At 63.8% G+C, this 18,814-nt stretch carries 19 protein-coding genes; 8 read left to right on the top strand and 11 right to left on the bottom strand.

All coding sequences use genetic code 11. From position 1 onward, the window contains the following. Positions 1-24: 24 nt before the first annotated feature. The 8 genes from P2T60_RS16095 to ahaH all read right to left on the bottom strand — a co-directional run bounded on the left by P2T60_RS16095 (position 25) and on the right by ahaH (position 8,179). Positions 25-1,440 (bottom strand): ATP synthase subunit B, encoded by a 1,416-nt coding sequence (locus P2T60_RS16095; RefSeq protein ID WP_276280255.1) that lies wholly within the window; start codon positions 1,438-1,440, stop codon positions 25-27. Between the two features lie 3 nt (positions 1,441-1,443). After that, positions 1,444-3,210, bottom strand: a complete 1,767-nt coding sequence (locus P2T60_RS16090; RefSeq protein WP_276280254.1) for an ATP synthase subunit A — start codon at positions 3,208-3,210, stop codon at positions 1,444-1,446. After that, positions 3,207-3,548 (bottom strand): V-type ATP synthase subunit F, encoded by a 342-nt coding sequence (locus P2T60_RS16085; RefSeq protein WP_276280253.1) that lies wholly within the window; start codon positions 3,546-3,548, stop codon positions 3,207-3,209. Before P2T60_RS16085 ends, P2T60_RS16090 begins: the two co-directional genes overlap by 4 nt. Next, on the bottom strand, positions 3,545-4,606 hold the full coding sequence (locus P2T60_RS16080) for a V-type ATP synthase subunit C (RefSeq protein WP_276280252.1): 1,062 nt from the start codon (positions 4,604-4,606) through the stop codon (positions 3,545-3,547). Before P2T60_RS16080 ends, P2T60_RS16085 begins: the two co-directional genes overlap by 4 nt. Continuing rightward, entirely contained in the window at positions 4,603-5,184 is a 582-nt protein-coding gene (locus P2T60_RS16075) for a V-type ATP synthase subunit E (protein WP_276280251.1), read from the bottom strand. Before P2T60_RS16075 ends, P2T60_RS16080 begins: the two co-directional genes overlap by 4 nt. A 22-nt stretch (positions 5,185-5,206) precedes the next feature. After that, complete coding sequence (locus P2T60_RS16070; protein ID WP_276280250.1) at positions 5,207-5,482, bottom strand: F0F1 ATP synthase subunit C; 276 nt, start codon at positions 5,480-5,482, stop codon at positions 5,207-5,209. 188 nt (positions 5,483-5,670) lie between these two features. Next, entirely contained in the window at positions 5,671-7,860 is a 2,190-nt protein-coding gene (locus P2T60_RS16065; protein ID WP_276280249.1) for a V-type ATP synthase subunit I, read from the bottom strand. Next, positions 7,847-8,179, bottom strand: coding sequence for an ATP synthase archaeal subunit H (gene ahaH, locus P2T60_RS16060; RefSeq protein WP_276280248.1), 333 nt, complete (start codon positions 8,177-8,179; stop codon positions 7,847-7,849). Before ahaH ends, P2T60_RS16065 begins: the two co-directional genes overlap by 14 nt. 161 nt (positions 8,180-8,340) lie before the next feature. On the opposite strand from ahaH, the gene P2T60_RS16055 reads away from it, so the two are divergent. Then, positions 8,341-8,967 carry a methyltransferase domain-containing protein gene (locus P2T60_RS16055; RefSeq protein ID WP_276280247.1) on the top strand — a complete coding sequence of 209 codons (627 nt, stop codon included), beginning with the start codon at positions 8,341-8,343 and terminating at the stop codon, positions 8,965-8,967. 356 nt (positions 8,968-9,323) lie between these two features. Here P2T60_RS16055 and P2T60_RS16050 read toward each other — a convergent pair whose 3' ends face one another. Both P2T60_RS16050 and P2T60_RS16045 read right to left on the bottom strand, forming a co-directional pair. Continuing rightward, positions 9,324-9,785, bottom strand: a complete 462-nt coding sequence (locus tag P2T60_RS16050) for a type IV pilin N-terminal domain-containing protein (RefSeq protein WP_276280246.1) — start codon at positions 9,783-9,785, stop codon at positions 9,324-9,326. A gap of 411 nt (positions 9,786-10,196) precedes the next feature. Beyond that, positions 10,197-11,432, bottom strand: coding sequence for a DUF7094 domain-containing protein (locus P2T60_RS16045; RefSeq protein ID WP_276280245.1), 1,236 nt, complete (start codon positions 11,430-11,432; stop codon positions 10,197-10,199). A 154-nt stretch (positions 11,433-11,586) separates the two neighbouring features. Between P2T60_RS16045 and P2T60_RS16040 the strand changes: the two genes are divergently transcribed. From P2T60_RS16040 to P2T60_RS16020, 5 genes are all read left to right on the top strand, one after another. Beyond that, a complete protein-coding gene (locus tag P2T60_RS16040) occupies positions 11,587-12,759 on the top strand; it encodes a helix-turn-helix transcriptional regulator (protein ID WP_276280244.1) in 1,173 nt (390 codons plus the stop codon). A 73-nt stretch (positions 12,760-12,832) separates the two neighbouring features. Beyond that, positions 12,833-13,624 carry an electron transfer flavoprotein subunit beta/FixA family protein gene (locus P2T60_RS16035; RefSeq protein WP_276280243.1) on the top strand — a complete coding sequence of 264 codons (792 nt, stop codon included), beginning with the start codon at positions 12,833-12,835 and terminating at the stop codon, positions 13,622-13,624. A gap of 58 nt (positions 13,625-13,682) precedes the next feature. Then, positions 13,683-14,633, top strand: a complete 951-nt coding sequence (locus P2T60_RS16030; RefSeq protein WP_276280242.1) for an electron transfer flavoprotein subunit alpha/FixB family protein — start codon at positions 13,683-13,685, stop codon at positions 14,631-14,633. A 140-nt stretch (positions 14,634-14,773) separates the two neighbouring features. After that, entirely contained in the window at positions 14,774-15,316 is a 543-nt protein-coding gene (locus P2T60_RS16025) for a carboxymuconolactone decarboxylase family protein (RefSeq protein WP_276280241.1), read from the top strand. Between the two features lie 182 nt (positions 15,317-15,498). Continuing rightward, entirely contained in the window at positions 15,499-16,341 is an 843-nt protein-coding gene (locus tag P2T60_RS16020; RefSeq protein ID WP_276280240.1) for a polyprenyl synthetase family protein, read from the top strand. Between the two features lies 1 nt (position 16,342). Here the strand turns inward: P2T60_RS16020 and P2T60_RS16015 are convergent, their stop codons facing one another. Beyond that, entirely contained in the window at positions 16,343-17,431 is a 1,089-nt protein-coding gene (locus tag P2T60_RS16015; RefSeq protein WP_276280239.1) for a DUF373 family protein, read from the bottom strand. 128 nt (positions 17,432-17,559) lie between these two features. On the opposite strand from P2T60_RS16015, the gene P2T60_RS16010 reads away from it, so the two are divergent. Together P2T60_RS16010 and P2T60_RS16005 are read left to right on the top strand one after the other, a co-directional pair. Further along, on the top strand, positions 17,560-17,724 hold the full coding sequence (locus P2T60_RS16010; RefSeq protein ID WP_276280238.1) for a hypothetical protein: 165 nt from the start codon (positions 17,560-17,562) through the stop codon (positions 17,722-17,724). Between the two features lie 92 nt (positions 17,725-17,816). Then, the gene (locus P2T60_RS16005) at positions 17,817-18,809 is read left to right on the top strand and encodes a radical SAM protein (RefSeq protein WP_276280237.1); all 993 of its coding nucleotides are present in this window, start codon (positions 17,817-17,819) and stop codon (positions 18,807-18,809) included. Positions 18,810-18,814 lie beyond the last annotated feature (5 nt).

Below are 18,814 nucleotides of genomic sequence, written 5' to 3'. Positions count from 1 at the left end.
CGTCCGAAAGCCGAAGTTGGCGAGTCAGTCCGCCGCGACTTCTTCGGCTTCTTCTTCGGGGTAGTACTGCTCGATGAGTTCCTCGTCGATTCGGTTGAGTTCCTCCTTGGGGAGCATCCCGAGGAGGTCCCACCCGATGTCGAGGGTCTCGTCGATGTCGCGGTTCGTGTCGAAGCCTTGGTCTACGAACTCGGACTCGAACCGGTCGGCGAAGTCGAGGTACTTGTTGTCACGCTCGGAGAGGGCCTCACGGCCGACGATGTTCACGAGGTCACGCAGGTCTTCACCCTCCGCGTACGCGGCGTACATCTGGTCGGACACGTCGCCGTGGTCCTCGCGGGTGAGTCCCTCGCCGATACCGTCGTCCATCAGGCGCGAGAGACTCGGCAGGACGTTGATAGGCGGTACGACGCCCTGCGAGTTGAGGTTCCGGTCGATGTAAATCTGACCCTCGGTGATGTACCCGGTCAGGTCCGGAATCGGGTGGGTGTCGTCGTCGCCGGGCATCGTGAGGATGGGAATCTGGGTGACCGAACCCTCTCGACCCTCGATACGACCTGCGCGCTCGTAGAGTTGCGCGAGGTCGGTGTACATGTATCCGGGGTAGCCACGGCGACCCGGCACCTCTTCGCGGGCCGCACCGATTTCGCGCAGGGCCTCACAGTAGTTGGTCATGTCCGTCAGGATGACCAGCACGTGGTAGCCCTTGTCGAACGCGAGGTACTCCGCGGTGGTCAGCGCGAGGCGCGGCGTGACCGTCCGCTCGACTGCGGGGTCGTCCGCGAGGTTCATGAAGACCACGGAGCGTTCGAGTGCGCCCGTGCGCTCGAAGTCCTCCATGAATTCGTTGGCTTCCTCCGCGGTGATGCCCATCGCGCCGAACACCACTGCGAACTCGGAGCCTTCGTCGTCCGCGCTCGCTTCGTCTTCTTCCGGCACGGTCGCCTGTCGCGCAATCTGAAGCGCGAGTTCGTTGTGCGGAAGTCCGGACCCGGAGAAGATGGGAAGCTTCTGACCGCGGACCAGCGTGTTCATGCCGTCGATGGCGGACACGCCGGTCTGGATGAACTCCTCGGGGTACTCGCGGGCGGTCGGGTTGATGGCCGCACCCACGATGTCGTCACGACGGTCCGGGACGATTTCCGGCCCGCCGTCGATGGGGTTGCCGGAACCGTCGAGGACGCGACCGAGGAGGTCCTCGGTCACGGGCATCTTCATCGTCTCGCCGAGGAACCGAACCGAACTCTTGGTGTCGATACCCTCGGTCCCCTCGAACACCTGAATCGAGACGAGTCCATCGCTCGATTCGAGGACCTGTCCGCGCTTGGTGTCGCCGTTGGGCGTCTCGATTTCGACGATTTCGTCGTACCCGATGGGTTCGTCAACCTCTGCGAACACCAGCGGACCGCTGATTTCCGTGATTGTTTGGTACTCTTTCATGGTTTAGTAGAGGTCTCGAAGCTGTTCTTTCATCTCGTCTTCGAGGTCGGCGACGAACTCGTCGGCCTCGTCGTCGGGAGTCGTCGCAATGCGGTTCAGTCGCGGTGCGGCGTCGATGTCCGTGATTTCGTCCACCGGGACGCCAGCGTCGAGGGCGTCGAAGGCCTCGTCGTTGAACGTCCGAATCGCACCCATGATGAGGTAGGACTTCTCGGGCGGACAGTTGGTGTCCACGTCGTGGAGCGCGTTCTGCTGGAGGAACGCCTCGCGGATGTAGCGGGCGACTTCCAGCGTCAACTGCTGGTCCTCCGGCAGGGCGTCCTTACCGACGAGTTGGACGATTTCTTGGAGTTCGTCTTCCTCGTCCAGCACGTCAACCGCCCACTGGCGCTGTTCGGGCCAGTCCTCGGCCACGTTCTCCACGAACCACGGGTCGAGTTGCTCCTTGTAGAGCGAGTACGACTCGTTCCAGTTGATAGACGGGAAGTGGCGACGCTCGGCGAGGTCCGCGTCTAGCGCCCAGAAGGTCTTGACGATGCGCAGGGTGTTCTGGGTGACGGGTTCCGAGAAGTCACCGCCGGGCGGCGAGACTGCGCCGACCACAGTCACCGACCCCTCGGTGTCGTTGATGTTGTCGAAGTAGCCAGCGCGCTCGTAGAACTCCGAGAGGCGCGCGGCGAGGTACGCGGGGTACCCCTCTTCGCCGGGCATCTCTTCGAGACGCGACGAGATTTCGCGCATGGCCTCGGCCCACCGCGAGGTGGAGTCGGCCATCAGCGCCACGTCGTACCCCATGTCGCGGTAGAATTCCGCGATGGTGATACCCGTATACACGCAGGATTCGCGCGCCGCGACCGGCATGTTCGACGTGTTGGCGATGAGGCACGTCCGGGACATCAGCGGCTTCCCGGTGATGGGGTCTTCGAGTTCCGGGAAGTCGTCGATGACCTCGGTCATCTCGTTGCCGCGCTCGCCGCAACCGATGTAGACCACGATGTCGGCGTCGGCCCACTTCGCCAGTTGTTGCTGGGTGACGGTCTTACCGGACCCGAACGGGCCGGGAATCGCGGCGGTACCGCCCTTCGCCAGCGGGAACAGGCCGTCCTGCACGCGCTGACCCGTCACGAGCGGCGTTCGCGGCGTCTTCTTGTCGGCGGCGGGTCGGGCCTCGCGGACCGGCCACTCCTGGCGCATCGAAATCTCTTCGCCGTTGTCGAGTTCCACGACCGTCTGCTCGACGGTGTAGTTGCCGCTCTCGACGGAGACGACTTCGCCGCCCTCGGAGTCGGGCGGAACCATCACTTTGTGGTCGATGCTCTCGGTCTCGGGCACGATGCCGAGGATGTCGCCGGGTTCCACTTCGTCGCCCTCGCTGACCTCGGGGTTGAACTCCCACGTCTTTTCGAGGTCGATACCGGGGGCGTCAACACCCCGGTCGAGGAACGCGCCCATCTTGTCTTCGAGGACCGTCAGGGGACGCTGAACGCCGTCGTAGATGGAGTCTAACATACCGGGACCCAAGTCCACGGACAGGGGTTCGCCGGTGTTCTCGACCGGTTCACCCGGCGCGACGTTCGACGTTTCCTCGTACACCTGAATCGTCGTCAGGTTACCTTCGATTTCGATGACCTCTCCCATCAGCCCTTCTTCGCCGACGTACACCACGTCGTTCATCCGGGCGTCGAGGTCAGTGGCGGTCACGACCGGTCCACTTACGCTCTCGATGACGCCGTCCTCTCGAACGGTGTCGGATTCAGTTGCTTGGCTCATTCGTTGTCACCTTGTTCGTCTTCTTCCATAAGGTCGATACCGATTGCACGCTTGATTTTGTCGCGCAGTCCGCCGCTTCCCGCGCCACCGCCGATGGAGACCATCGTCGGTTCGACGCTCGTCTCGACTTCCTGTCGGACCTGCCGGGACAGGTGGTCTAAGTCCTCGTCGTGCATCACGACGATGCCGACACCGTCGTCTTCGAGAACGCGGGTCACTGCGTCGTCGAGTTCCGTCTCCTTCTCGTCGTCGGGGACGTTCTCGAACTTCCGGACGCCAGCGAGTCGGAACCCGGTAGTGAACTCCGGACTGCCGACGACTGCGATTTCCTGGCTCATAGTATCACCAGTTCGCTCTCGATTTCGCTCTCGCTCAGTCCGGCCTCACGGCCGCGAGCGATGGCACGGATGTTATCGACTTCGCGCTCCTTCGCCAGCACGTAGGCCAGCACCGGACACACCGACAGCGGGAAGACGTGCGAGAGGTGGTCGGAGTACTTCAACAGTGCGGCGTCCAGCGCGTGTTCGAAGCCGATGAGACTCTCCGCACGCTCCAGTTCGTCCAACGCCTCCGAGAGGTCGTCGCCGTACGTGCTGTCGCGGATGAAGGTTGCGAGTTCGTCGACACTCGTGGACAACTGGGACAGTTCCGACGCGCGGAACAACTGTCCGCCCTCGATGAAGTAGTCGGCCGGGTCCAAGTCCGCGCCGGTCCGCGCGATTCGCAGGGCGTTTCGCGCGTTCCGGAAGTCGATTTCGGCCTGCAAGAACTCGACGTACAACTGGGTCGCTCGGTCGTCCGTCTCGGTGACGCCCGACATGAGACCTTCGTAGTACGTGCGGTCTACCGCGTTCTCCAGCGGAATCAGCACGCCCGACTCCTCGTAATCTTCGTACGCCGCGGCGAGCGCATCGCCGTAGCGCGTACGGTCGAGCATCTCGACAACGTCCTCGATGGAACTGGACTCGACCAGTCGGTCGAGGAACTGCCGGTCTAGCTCGCCAGCGTAGATGAGGTCCTCCTCGATGGCCTCACTCTCGGAGTCGGAGTAGATACCCCGGATGACCGTCTTGACGTTCCACGCGTCGAACTTCCGGAGGTATCGAGCGATGAACTCGTACAACTGGCCGTCTGCCCACCGGAGCAGGTCGTTGAAGTGCTTGGCGAGATTGCGGTTCAGGGCGTGTTCGATGAGGTCCACGCCGTCGTAGCGGGAGCCGAGTGCGTTGACTTCCGACTCGTACTCGGTCTCCTCCATGTATCGGGCAATCTCGCTGGGACCCATTCGGACGAGCTTTCGGTAGTCCTCGTCGGAGAACAGCGCCGCTCGCCGGGCCTGAACCCGCGCGGTGACGTACTCGTAGTTCGAGGTTCCGTCCGTCTCTTTCACGCTCATTGCTCGAAGAGGCGTTTGCTAACGTCCTGAAGGTTGTCCTCCCAGACATCCTCCAGCACCGAGTCGAACGTGTTGTTCACGCGCAGTCGGGACTGCTCGCTCTCGACGACGACGCCGCCGAGACAGTCGTACTCGCCCGCGTACTCGTAGCCGTCGTAATCGGCCACGACATCGGTGAGGAGTTCGTCGTCCTCGGGCTTACCGTAGACGTGAACGGTGTCGCCGTCTTCGAACTCCTCGCTGGCGGCGTCGAGCAGTTCGCGCGTCAGTTCCTCGCGCCGGTCGCCTTCGAGGTCGGCGATGCGTTCTTCGACCGAAGCGCGAACGTCCTGCAACACGTCTCGTCGCGCTTCGAGGCGTTTCTGCTTGGCTTCCAGCTTGGCGCTGGAGAGCTTCTGTTCGCGCTCTTGGGCGATTGTCTGCTCGGTCTCCCGTTCTTGCTCCGCGAGAATCTCGTCGGCGTCGCTCTCTGCCTCGGAGATAATTTCCTCTGCGCGCTCGTCGCCCTCCGAACGAATTTCCTTCGCGCGCTCGCGGGCCTCGTTTCGAATATCCTCAACTACTGTGTCCAAACTCATTGATAAGAGGGGGAAAGGGGGTCTATTGCGGGACGAGGAACACAGCGACCAGCGCCAAGATGACGAGCGTCTCGGGCAGGACCGTCAGGATGAGGCCCGTACCGAAGAGGCTCTCGTCTTCCGCGATGGCACCGACCGCGGCGCTACCGATACCGCGCTCCGCGTAGCCAGCACCGAGGGCCGCGAGACCGACTGCGAGTGCGGCGGCGGCCTTGTTCGGGATGGCGGGAGCGGCGGCGGCGCCTTCTTGTGCGAGCAATGCGGCAGCGTCGACGAATGCAGGTGCAAGTTCGAGCATGGTTTTCGTATCTCTCTCGTAACCGGACAGTCGTAATTCCCGCTACAGTGGTCATAAAGCTTCTCAAAAGAGTCGGACAGCGGGCCGTCTCACACCCTACGAACCGGGATTTGTGCTACAGGTTCCCAAACGAAACCGAGTAGAAAGACGGTGCTATCGACGCGTCGAACCGCGAAAGACGAGGGGGTTCAGTCCTGCGTGGTGTACGACCGGTCGTAGCCGAACGGTTCGTACTCCTCGCCGCCGCCCTCGTAGAACTTGCCGAAGAACTCGACGTACTCGAGACGGACCGCCTGCAGACCGGCGCTGGTGATACCGAGCGCCAGCACGAGCAGGTGGCCGATGACGAGTACGAGGAGACCGACGAGCAGTCCGGCGATACCGGAGTGAACCAGTCCGCCGAACATGTGGCTCGTCACCTCGTGGCCGTGGTACATCGTGCCGACTTCGGGCATGTGACCGATGCCGAAGTGCCACTCGGCGTGGGAACCCTCCCCGGTGACGTAGACACCGAAGAACAGGAGGTTGACCGCGAAGGCCATCCCCGCTTTCGCCAGTAGCACGGCCGCAATCCGGGTGTACGACAGGGCGTCCGAGAGGACGCTCAGACTCTCCAGCGCGCCGATGACGACGCCCGGACCGCCGAAGTGCTTGACCTCACCGGCGAGGTAGAGCAGGAACCCGACGCCGCCGATGGCGAGACCGATGGTCCCGACGGCGGGCGAGAAGCCTCCGAAGCCGAACGCGAACGGGTCGCCGTTGAACACGCTGAACAGGAAGTCGGGCTTCGTGCCTTGGGCCTGCGTGCTGAATATCCACGTCCAGATACCGGCGAACAGCAGGACCCACGAACCGCTCTCGAGGACTGCATCGACCGGGTTGTGGCCGACCTCTTCGATGAAGCCGAAGATGTACCCGACGGTCATGTGGAGTAGGCCCGCCAGCACCGAGATGGTCATCCACGACAGCGCGAAGCTAGAGTTGACCGGCTGGAGACCCTTCTTGATTGGCGGGTGGCCGCCCCAGACGACTTCGCCGAGTTGGTGCAAGCCGAAGATTTCGCCGTACAGCACGCCGAACAGCGCGGTGAATCCGCCCGCCCACAGCGCGATGCCGCCGAGACTCTTGAACGCCGGATTGTCGAAGGAACTGTAGAGCCAGTAGCCGACTCCCAAGTAGAGGAGTCCGTACCCGAGGTCCCCAATCATGAACCCGAAGAACGCCGGGAACGTCAGGAACAGGACGACCGTCGGGTCGAACTCGAAGTACTTCGGCCGGTTGATGGTCTCGACCAGCAACTCGAAGGGCTTGACCGCGCCGGGGTTGTCCTGCACGACCGGCGGTTGCTCGTCGTCCATCGTGGTGCCGCCGTCGGCGGCGACCTCACCCGAACCGTGTTCGTCCTGCGAAGCGGGTTCCTCGTGACCGTGGACACCGTGAGCGTCGTACGACGCGCGTTCGAGTTCGTCCACTTCCACTCTGTCGCCGACCGCATCGCCGAGCGCACTGGCGAGTTCGGTGTATCGGTCGGTCGGAATCCAGCCCTCGGCGACGAACGCGTTCTCGGTCGTGGCGAAGTTGAGCGGCGCTTCGGCCTTCTGCACGTCGATGCTCAGCTTCTCCTCGGCCGCCAGCAGGAAGCCCGCGGTGTCGAGTTTGACGTTTTCGAGGTCGTTCTCGACGCTATCGAGTTTGGATTCGAGCTTCTGTCGCTCGTGTTCGAGTCCCTCGACGTACTCCTCGGGACTCCCCTCCGCGTCGGGAACGTCCAGCGAGGCGAAATCGACGCCGACCAGCACTTCGTCCAGCGCGTCGTCGGCGGCGTCCTCGGCGGGGTACGCGAAGACGGCGACGGTGCCGTCGCCCGAGAAGGTGCCGAACTCGCTGATGGAGCGAGCGTCCGAGAGCGCCTGCCGAACGTCTTCTTCCTCGGCCTCGCCGACCGCGACCTGTAGGGTGTCGTAGCCCGAGAGCAGGTCGAGGTCGATGCCGAGGTCCGCGAACGGCTTGACCGAACCGAGTCGCTCCTCCACGTCGCGGAGTTCGTTCTCGAGTTCGTTCCGCCGGTCGTCGAGTTCGTTGACCTCCGTGCGGACGGACTCGAGTTCGTCTTCGAGCGCCTCGTCGGTGACGATGCGGTTCGGTCCGGCGTCCTCCTCGTCCACGTCGAGGATGCTCTCGATGGAGCGGACGGTGACGAGTTTCTCGGACGCGTCGTCGGCACCTTCGACCGGGTCGCCCGGTTCGAAGCCGTCCCACGAGCCGTCGTAATCGGAAAGGTGAACCAGATTCAACTCGTGGACGGTCTCGATAACGTCGTCCATGACGGCGCGCGAACCCGTCACGGACACCTTACTCATTCGTTCAGGTCTGAGCATGCACCGCCTCCTCGAACAGGTCAACCACGTAGTCGGTTACTTCCTCCTCGTTCCCTCGCGCCCGCGATTCGAGTTCCTCACGCTCTTGCTCGCCCTCGGCGAGAATTTCGTCGCGCTCGGTCTCGATTTCCTCGCGGGCCTCGGCGAGACGTTCGTCGTGAAGTTCGGACGCCTCGTCCTCGGCTTCACGGCGGATGTCCTCCGCCTCTTTCCGAGCGTCGGAGATGCGCTGTTCGCGCTCCTCCTCGGCCTCGGCGACGATGTCGTCGGCCTCTTGCTCGGCCTCCTTGATTCGTTCGAGAACCTCTGGCCTCGGCATACTAATCGTCCGAAAGTTGCAGAACCGCGTATATACTACTTGCGAACTTTTCCCCGGTTTTCGGCGTCGTGGTACGTGTTTTCGAGGACCAAGATTGAGCCGCGAACGACCTGCAGACCGAATAGCAGGATTATTTGGCTGGCGGTCCTAACCGTCGGCCAATGGGTATCCTCGAAGACAAGAGTCGCGCTCGACTCTTCTACAAGTACCTCTCGAAGGTGTACGATACCGTCAACCCGTTCATCTGGAACGAGCGGATGCGCGACGACGCGCTGGCGATGCTCGACATTCAGGAGGGCGACCGGGTGCTAGACGTGGGGTGTGGCACTGGCTTCGCAACCGAGGGCATCCTCCAGCACACCGAGAACGTCCACGGACTCGACCAGAGCGTCCACCAACTCCAGAAGGCGTGGGCGAAACTCGGCAAGCACGACCCGGTGAGCTTCTACCGCGGGGACGCCGAGCGCCTGCCGTTCGAGGACGACAGCTTCGACGTGGTGTGGTCGTCGGGGTCAATCGAGTACTGGCCGAACCCGGTCGCTACGCTCCGAGAAATGCGCCGCGTGGTCAAACCCGGCGGGCAGGTGCTTGTGGTCGGGCCGAACAACCCCAAATCGACGGTCATGCAGAAGGTCGCCGACGCAATCATGCTGTTCTACGACGCCGAAGAAGCCGACCGGATGTTCCGCGAGGCGGGGTACACGGACATCCACCACTACGAGATGGGACCGAAGTACGACCCGGACGTGGCGCTCACGACCATCGGGCGCGACCCCGAAGACGAGTAGATAGGAAAAACGGACGAGATTGGAGACGGGCGATTTTCGGTCACGTAGGCTCCGAACCACGCGACGCACGTCCTGCGAAGTCTCACCGTTCGTGTCTTTATACGTGTCATCAGTCGTATCTTTATTGTTTTTTGTTTCCCGCGTCGGCGCGCGTGAGCAACGCGCGCGAGGGACGAGCGAACGGAGTGAGCGAGGAGGTTGGGGAGGTGAGAGGTTCGCGGTCGCGGTGCGGGGCGGTGCCGTGCGGTCTTCATCGGTTCAAGCCTGTAGCTAGCTCCCACGAACACCATCCTGTTCGGACGCGCCGGAACAGATAGCCACGAACCCGAACGGCCGACTCACTCGTTCCCCGGTTCTCACCCGGTCCCCGAAACCTCCGCGACGACCGACTCGCCGACCGAAATCACCACCACGACCTCCGAACCCGGCGAAATCGTCGGCGAGTTCGTCCCCGCGAGTTCGAAGCTCGCCGTCTCGCCCGCCGACCACTCCGGGTCCGTCGCGCTGTTGAACGGCCCGGTGGGACCGGGCCGGAACCCCGTCGCCGAGAAGAAGGGGACCGGCGGCGGCGCGTCGAGCGCGGTGCCGTCGATGCGAACCCGGAGCGTCAGGTCGCGCGCGTCCAGAACGTCGCCGCCGCGGTGGACGAACGTCAGGCGATTCGCGTCGGCATCGACCCGCAGGTCGATGGCGGCGCGGGGCGACTCGGCGGGCGTCGTGGTTCCGAACGCGATGCTGGCGACGGTCCCCGCGAGCGCCGCGGTGACGGCGAGCAAGAGGACGATACCGAGAACCGGGGAGGTGGCGCGGTCCGACACGGGCAGGGTTCGTCCCGGCATCGGACTTGAACCTTCGGACGGAGGTCGAGGGGTGGCTACTAGTTCTCCATCGTCCGCAATTGGAGAAACCGGAACGGAGAAAGCCTGAATAGTAGCGCAACAACAGGAGTAGCCGAAACGAAGTCCTCGAAAGCCCCCGTCCGCTCGCGGTCGCTCCGCGGGATATTCTCGCTCGTTCACTGCGCTCACTCGCTCGAATACTGGCCCGCGGAGGCGACTACAGTGAACGCGAGCGGGCGGCCCCTTTATCCCACCCACGGCGGGTGGTCCCCCGAGCGCACTCCTGTCAGTTGGTCGGCTGTCGCGTTTCAGTGATGTGTGGATTGCTAATGCAATTGTGTATGATGCTCTAGAAATTGTAAAATGAGGTAAGAGAAAGCGTGAGCGTGGTTAGGGTCGTGTCGATTCTACCGGGGTCGTCGTCACGTTGACCGTCGTGAAGTCGTAGGTGGCGCTCACGCGGAACTGGTTTACGGGCGAGAGAGCCCAGAGAACGCCGTCAGCGTTCGTCCGACCCACGGAGTCACCGGCGACCATCACGTCGCCCTGCACCGGGTCGCCCGTCGCGTTCGTGAGTTTCACGCGGAGCGGTCCGCCGGGGTAGGTGCGGTTGACCGCCAGCGTGACGTTCTCGGAGGTGTTTCCGACCGCCGGTCCCGTCGGGAGCGGAGTCTGGCCGTTCAACTGCTTGTACTGGATTTCCTTGAACACCGACCGAGTGCCGCCGTCGTAGTAGGCGACGAGTTCGCCCTGTTCGTGTTCGAGGTTCACCTGATAGATGTGGGTACTGCCGTAGCGGGCGTCCACGCCCGAGAACTTGCTGTGGTTGAACGCCCACGGGTACTGGTTGATGACCGTCTCGCGCGCGGCAATCTTCGATGATTTGGTGGAGGCGGCGGGGTTCCGTCTGTCGGTACGGACGATTTCGCGGACGTACTCGCCGTTCACGATGGCCGAGAGGACGACGCCGTTCTCGCCAGTCGCCACGTAGACGCGCGTCGGCGATTGCTCGCCGCGTATCGTCGCCGCGATTCGGTCACGAATCGGGCCTTCGACGGTGACGAGCTTCCCCTTCAGCGTGTTCGCTTCCGTCTCCATGCCGAACCGCGGGACCGAGTTCGCCCGCGTCCGCATCGTGGAGATGAGTCGCCGGATGTCGGCGACTTCCGCGTCGATGCTCCCGAGCGTGCGGACGTACTCGCTGTTCGAGATAGTGCCGTTCGAGAACGCTTGAGTGGCCTGTTGCTCTTTGGCCTTCAGCGAGATGATTCGGTTCTCGATTCGGTAGCGATACCGGGTCAGAATCTGTTTCTTCTGCTCTGGGCTGTTGGCGGTCTCTAACTGTTGTTCGAGCGACTTCGCGGTGAGTTCCGCGCGGAACTCGCCGTGGCCCATCGTGAGCGCGTTCCCGAGGGCGAGCGACGGTGAGTCGAACGCGACGCGCTTCGGGTCGGTCCCGAGCGTCATGACGTTGGTCGTGTTTCCGTCGTCGAGAGCGCGGACGGCATCGGTCTGGGAGGGGACCGTCTGGCCGTGAGCGGTCGGTGTCGGGGCCGACGCTTGCACCGCGACTGCTCCGGGAGAGAGGGCGAGCAGTAATGCCAGCATAACGGGGGTGAGTCGCATTACGTCCCGTAGTCGGGCATCCACCATTAAAATATTCCCGGAAGTATGAAACGGGTGACGAACAACCGAGAACGGACGAGACGTTTTACGGAGCGCTCTCACGTTTTATCTTCGGATGGAAAGTATTTTCTTGTCGGCGCATTCACGCGATTGTATGCGGTTATCTGTCGCCCTCCTCGTCGTCCTCCTCGCCGTCAGCCCCCTCGTGGGAGCAGGGGCAGGCCACCCGGCCGACGGCCGAGCGCACGCCACGGACACCGCGCGTGCCGTCTCGGGCGTGCCGACGGCCACCGACGCGGCCAACGTTACGGCCGCGAACGCGACGGTCAGCGACGGCACCGAGATGTACGTCTCCCTCCACGAAGACGGAAGCGCTCGGTGGACCGTCACCACGCAGTTCGCCCTCCGTGACGCGAACGAAACCGAGGCGTTTCGACAGTTAGCGACCGACTACGAGAGCGGAGGTGCCGACACCGGACTCAGGAAAGCGACGTTCGAGCGCGTAGTAAAGAGTGCGTCCGAGGACGCCGACCGACCGATGGAACTCCGGGGCGTCAACCGGTCGGCGCGCACGTTCGACAACGCGACTGTCGGGTCCCTCTCGCTGTCGTTCACGTGGACGAACTTCACGCGAGTCGAAGAGAGTCGAATCATCCTCGGCGACGTGTTCAGCACGCAGACGGGGACGTGGCTCCCGACGCTGGCCGACGACCAGACGCTCGTCATCGAGGCCCCGCCGGGGTACGTGGTCTGGAACTCGCCGCAGGGCGTCGTCAACGGGACCATGTTGCGCTACGAAGGCCCGCGGACGTTGGACGCCGACGACCTGTCGGCGACGTACAAGCCCCGCGTACAGGCACCGTCGACCACGAACGAGACTTCGACCGGATTCCCGAACGTCTCGGGGACGTGGGGTCTCGTCGTCGTCTTCCTCCTGTTCGGCGGGTTCGGCGCGTACGCGCTGGCACAGCGCCGCGGTGCCGACCCGGAGGCAGTCGGGGAGTCCGACGACCGACGCCCCGAGTCGTCGCCCGGCGTCTCGGCCACGGCGGACCCCGAGAACGAAGCGCCGCCCGAGACCGACGAGGACGGAGGCGACGAACCCGACACGGAACTGCTGAGCGACGAGGAGCGCGTCCTGCGACTGCTCCGGGACAACGAGGGGCGGATGAAGCAGGGACAAATCGTCAAGGAGACCAACTGGTCGAACGCGAAGGTGTCCCAACTGCTCTCGAAGATGGACGACAACGACGACGTGGACAAACTCCGCATCGGCCGGGAGAACCTCATCACGCTCCCCGACGAGGACGTGACGGACGTGGAGTGAGCGAGTCGAAAACCCGCGACCCGATGTCGCGCGTTTCGTAAACGTTTACCCCGAAGGCGGCAATTCTTCGCGCATGAAGGTCTTGGTGACTGTGAAGGAGGTCGCCGAAGTCGCGGACGACTTCGAGATAGAGGGGACCGAGGTAGGCGAACGCTACCTCGAGTACGACCTGAACGAGTGGGACGACTACGCCGTCGAGGAGGCCGTCCAATTGAAAGAGGACGGCCCGGCCGAAGAGGTCGTGACTGTCACTATCGGTCCCGAACGGTCCGAAGAGACCATTCGGATGGCACTGGCGAAGGGTGCCGACCGCGCGGTTCGAGTGTGGGACGACGCGCTCGAAGAACCCGACCTGCTCGACGTAGAGACCAAGACGAACCTGCTCCAAGCCGTGGTCGAGGAAGAAGACCCCGACCTCGTGCTGACCGGCGTGCAGGCGGGCGACGACGCTTTCGGCGCGACCGGCGTCTCGCTGGCCGACGAACTCGGCTTCCAGTGGGGCGCGGTCGTCAACGCGCTGGACTACGACGCCGACGAGAACGTCGCGCACGTCCACCGCGAACTGGAGGGCGGCGTCGAGGAACTGACCGACATCGAACTGCCCGCGGTTCTCACCATCCAGACGGGTATCAACGAACCCCGGTACGCCAGCCTCCGGGGTATCCGACAGGCCCAGAGTAAGGAAATCTCACCCAAGAGCCTCGGCGACATCGGTCTGGACGCCGATGCGGTCGAGAGCGACCTGACGCTGACTTCGATGTACGAACCCGAAAGCGAGAGCGACGTGGAAATCTTCGACGGTGACGCGAGCGAGACGGCCGGGAAACTTGCGGAAGTCCTCCGAGAGAAGGGGGTGGCAGAATGAGTACCGTCGCACAAACCGCGTGCGACGACCTCATGAGTCTCACCGGAGGTGAGAACGAATGAGTGACGTGCTGGCCGTCGCGGAACACCGCCGCGGCGAACTCCGCGACGTGAGCTTCGAACTCCTCTCGGCCGGGCGCATGCTCGCCGACCAGACCGGCGGCGACCTGCACGTCGCCGTCGTCGGCGGCGACACCGACGGGTTCGCCGACGAACTCGACCGCGAGGGCGTGGACGCCATCCACACCGTCTCGGAGGGCGAGGAGTTCAACCACGACATCTACGCGCAGGCCGTCGAAGCCCTGCACGCGGACCTCGACCCGCAGGTCCTGTTGATGCCCAACAGCGTCAACGGACTCGACTACGCGCCCGCGGTCGCCAACCGACTCGACCTGCCGCTGGCGACCGACGCCGTGGACTTCGAGTACGACGACGGCCTGACCGTCACCCGCGAGATGTACGGGTCGAAGGTCGAGACCACCGTCGAAGTCGGCGGCGACCAGTACGCCGTCACCATCCGCGGCGCGGAGTGGCCCGCCGCGGAGAGCGTCGGCGACGCCGAGATTTCGGAGTTCGACGCCGACATCGACACCGACACCGGGTCGGTCGTCACCGGTTTCGAAGAGGTCGGCGGCGGCGACGTTGACATCAGCGAGGCCGACTTCATCGTCTCCATCGGCCGAGGTATCGAGGAGGAGGACAACCTCCCGCTCATCGAGGACCTCGTGGAAGCGACGGACGCGACCCTCGCGTCCTCGCGGCCCATCGTGGACAACGGATGGCTACCCAAGAACCGGCAGGTCGGCCAGTCCGGGAAAGTCGTCACCCCGACGGTCTACCTCGCAATCGGCATCTCCGGAGCGGTCCAGCACGTCGCTGGCATGAAGGGTGCCGACAACATCATCGCGGTCAACACCGACCCGAACGCGCCCATCTTCGACATCGCCGACTACGGTATCGTCGGCGACCTGTTCGACGTGGTGCCGGAACTCATCGAAGAGTTCGAGTAACTCCGCGGTTCGCAGTTTTGTGGTTTTTTGGTCCAGCTTTTTGCGCGAGCGAACGCAGTGAGCGAGCGGAAACGGGTTGAAACCGCTAAAATACGCGCAATATTTATAAATAATATATACGTTTAGAAGTACGAACACCGATGTCGAGCGATACCTTCGGTGGGTTCGACAAGCCCACCATCACGTGGCGGACGGCAGTCCCGACGGTGGCCCGATGGCTTCGCAACATGCCGCGAGCGATACGCGCCGCGCGGCGCGACGAACTCGACGAGACGCTTCTCGAAAAGGTCGCGCTCGCGGTCACGGCGGTCAACGAGTGCGAGTCCTGCACCCGGTACCACACCGAGCAAGCGCAGGAAGCGGGCATCTCCGAGGAGACGGTCAGACAGATACTCGAACACGACGTGCAGGCCGCCGTCGAGGACGACGAACTTCCCGCACTGAAGTTCGCACAGCGGTTCGCCGAGGCGGACGCGAACCCGGACCCCGAGGTGATTGCGAATCTCCGGGAGGCCTACGACCCGGAGACGGCCAACGACGTGCTGGCGGCCGCCCACGAGATGCACTTTGCGAACCTGATGGGCAACACCACCGACCTGCTGAAACTCCGCGCAGAGGCTCGCGCTCGCCAACTCCGGAACCTGCCGCGGAACGCGCGCGAGGCGATTGGGAACGCGCTCTAATCAGTCGAAACCGTTTCGCACGATTTCGTTCGCGTCGGGTCCGGGAGACGACGGTCCGACTCTCGAATCGTAGTTCCTCGGACTAGTTCGGCCTTCGGAAGTTCCGCGAGTCGTCTCCGACCGGTCGGGAAAACGCCACACTATCGTCACGTACTTGTTTTGGCGGTCCTGAGTCCCGGCCAATGGATTATCCCGAGTCCCGAAGGGCGCTGGTCGAGGAGCGCCTCGAAGTCGTCCTCGACCGCGTCGAACCGACGGAACTCGCCGAGGAGGTCCGCCACGTCGCGCTGTCGGGGGGCAAGCGCGTCCGGCCGACCGTCACGGTGTTGTCGTGCGAGGCCGCAGGTGGCGAGACCGAGGAGGCGGTGGACTTCGCGGTCGGGGTCGAACTCGTTCACGACGCGTCGCTGGTCGTAGACGACATCATCGACCAGTCGGACACCCGCCGCGGGAGCGCGAGCGCGTGGGCCGAATACGGCTACTCACCGGCCATCGTCGCCAGCGACGGTCTCATCGGGGAGGCGTTCGAACTCTTCTCGCCGGACCCCCGAGCGATGGAGGCGGTCGCCGACGCGATGGTCGAACTCGGCGAGGGCGAAGCGACCGAACTCGTCGCCCGACCCACGAACCGGACCGAGTACATGGAACTGGCCCGCCGGAAGACCGGGGCGCTGTTCCGGGCCGCGGCCGAGTTGGGCGCAATCGCGGCCGACGCCGACCCCGCGACCGTAGAAGCGTTCGGCGAGTACGCCGAGAAGGTCGGGGTCGCGTTCCAGATTCGGGACGACGTACTCGACGCGACGGCCGACGCCGCCGAACTCGGCAAGCCCACGGGCCACGACGCCGAGATGGGTCGGCCCTCCATCGTCCGCGTGACCGACTTGGACGCCGAGGAAGCCGATGCGCTCGCTCACGAGAAGTCCGACGCGGCGCTGGCGGCCCTCGACCGGGCCGAGACGCCCGACCTGACGGCGACCGACTACCTGCGTGACCTCGCGGCGTTTGTGGTGACGCGCGAACACTGAGCTAACTCGGGTCGGCCCGCCGCGACTGGCGGGACTCCGCGATGGCGAACGCGAGCGTACTCGTGAGTCCGAGTAGCGTCCCGGCGGTCAGCATCACCGCGAGGTAGGTCAGGGGCACCTCGTCGAGGAAGAAGGCGCTGACCGCGTGCAGAACGACGGCGATGGCGAGGACGTAGAACGGCGCGTTGAGGTAGCGCCACCGGAAGCGGTCGGCCAGATACTCGTCGGTAATCTGTCCGAGACTCGTCGTGACCCCCGCGGCGGTGAACCACGTCACGGCCCCGTTGACCAGCGCCGCCAGCACTTTGAGCGGTCCCATCGGCCCGGCAGTCGTGGTCTCGACCGCGTTCAGGGTTTCGGCACCCCGGACGCCGCCGATGACCAACAGCGCCGCCGCGACGACGTACGTGATGAGCGTGACCCGACCGGCGTAGAGGCTGTTTCTGGCCTTCTCCGCGGCTCTATCGAGGAGTCGCTCGACGCCGAGTCCGCGCCCGAGGACGTAGAGACCGAGCAAACCGGAGGTGACGCCGAACACCGCCGCGCCGGGGAGTCCGAGCAGGTCCGAGACGATGGAAAGCGGGTAGATGAGCAGGAGGATGCCCAGCGGAACGAGGATGGTCCCGCGAGTCTCGGGGTCGTCCAACACCTGCTTGATGGTGTAGTACATCGATTCGAGGTCTTGGGCCTGCCGGACGACGACCCGGCGCACGCCGTCGATGGGCACCCGCGAGCGGATGACCGGGATGACGCTCTCGTCTTGGGCACCGTCGGTGACGATGACCGCTTGGACTTCCTCGCGGGTCGAGAGGCTGGCGAGTACCTCGTCCACCTCGTCGCCGACCGCCCGGTTCGCGGCGATGTCGCCGCCCTCTGTACCCGTGACGACTGCGACCTCGACGGTCTCGTCCTCGATTCGGTCCGCGAGGTGGACGCCCTCGAACATGACGTTCACGTCGCTGTCCTCGGGGTCAGCCGTCGCTAACGACACCGCGGCGGCTTCGACGTTGTTGCGGCCGATGACGGGGGTGTCGAAGTCGGTCTTGCGACCGAGGTCGTCGTCGAGGTCCACACAGAGGACCAACAGCATTACTCGGGGCTATGCGTCCGGGGTTTAACTCTTTTCGGGGATTAGAATACGGTTCGCGCAACTCCTTTGTATTATCGACTATTGTACCAAACTAGATGATAGGTGGAACGGTAACCCATCGAAGAAATATGACCGCAGATGTAGATGGAAGCGGCCCGCCTGAAGAAGGCGAAGAGATGATACTCATCTCCGCAGGCCGTTCAGAAGAGGAAAAGCGTGACGCCTATTCCGTCGAATGGCGCGAACCTGCCAATGCACCGAGCCTCGCCGACCGCATTCGAAGTCTCTTTTGAGATTCCGACGGACGTTATACTTTCCCCGTTCGTCACAGAACGGGTAATTCGCACGCTTTTTCAGCGTCGGACGAATAAACCACCACTAACGAATGATTTCGAAGGGTTGCGAACAGTGCGCCAAGGGAGGCAAGATGGTCCTCTTCGTCTACGGCTACTGCGACCAGCGGGACTGTTTCTACTGCCCCCTCGGTGAAAACCGCAAGAACGTGACCGACGTGTACGCCAACGAGCGGAAGGTCGAGTCCGACGAGGACGTGATTACGGAGGCCAAGCGCATGGACGCGCTGGGCACCTCCATCACCGGCGGGGAACCGCAGGAGGCGATGGCCAAGACCTGTCGGTACCTCTCGTTGTTGAAAGACGAGTTCGGCGAGGACCACCACACGCACCTCTACACCGGCATCACGGGCGGCCGGGAGAACATGCGTCGCCTCTCGGAAGCGGGCTTGGACGAGATTCGGTTCCACCCGCCGCTGGACCTCTGGGGCGACATGCACGGCACCGAGTGGGAAGAGATTCTGTACATCGCCCGCGAGGAGGGACTGACTCCCGCGTTCGAGATTCCGGGTATCCGCGCCGAAGAGGAGTTCATCGAGTTCTTGGACGAGGGCGCGGCCGAGTTCTGCAACATCAACGAGTTCGAGATGAGCCAAGGCAACTTCCGCCGGATGCAGGAGAAAGGCTACGAGTTGCAGGACGGCCACATGAGCGCCGTCGAGGGGTCCAAAGAGATTCTCGACCAAATGGGCGACCACGAGCGAGTCTACTTCTGCACCTCGGTCTTCAAGGACGCCGCCCAGCACCGCAACCGACTGAAGCGGATGGCCGAGAACATCCGCCGGGAGTTCGACGACGTGACCGACGACGGCACGCTGGTCTACGGCAAGACGTGGGCCGACGAACAGCGTCTGAAGGAGTTGGGCGTCCCCGAGGAGTTCTACACGGTCAAGTCCGACCACGTGGAAGTCGCGTGGTGGCTACTCGAAGAGATGATAGCGGAGGGCGACGTGGAGCGCGGCGAAATCGTGGAGCAGTACCCGACGGTGGACGGTCAGGTCGTGGAACGGACGCCGTTAGCCTGAGTGTC

Source organism: Halorussus caseinilyticus (assembly GCF_029338395.1).
Taxonomy (GTDB): Archaea; Halobacteriota; Halobacteria; order Halobacteriales; family Haladaptataceae; genus Halorussus; species Halorussus caseinilyticus.
The sequence above is the reverse complement of the archived record's forward strand: the minus strand, read 5'-3'. Positions and strand labels throughout refer to the sequence as shown.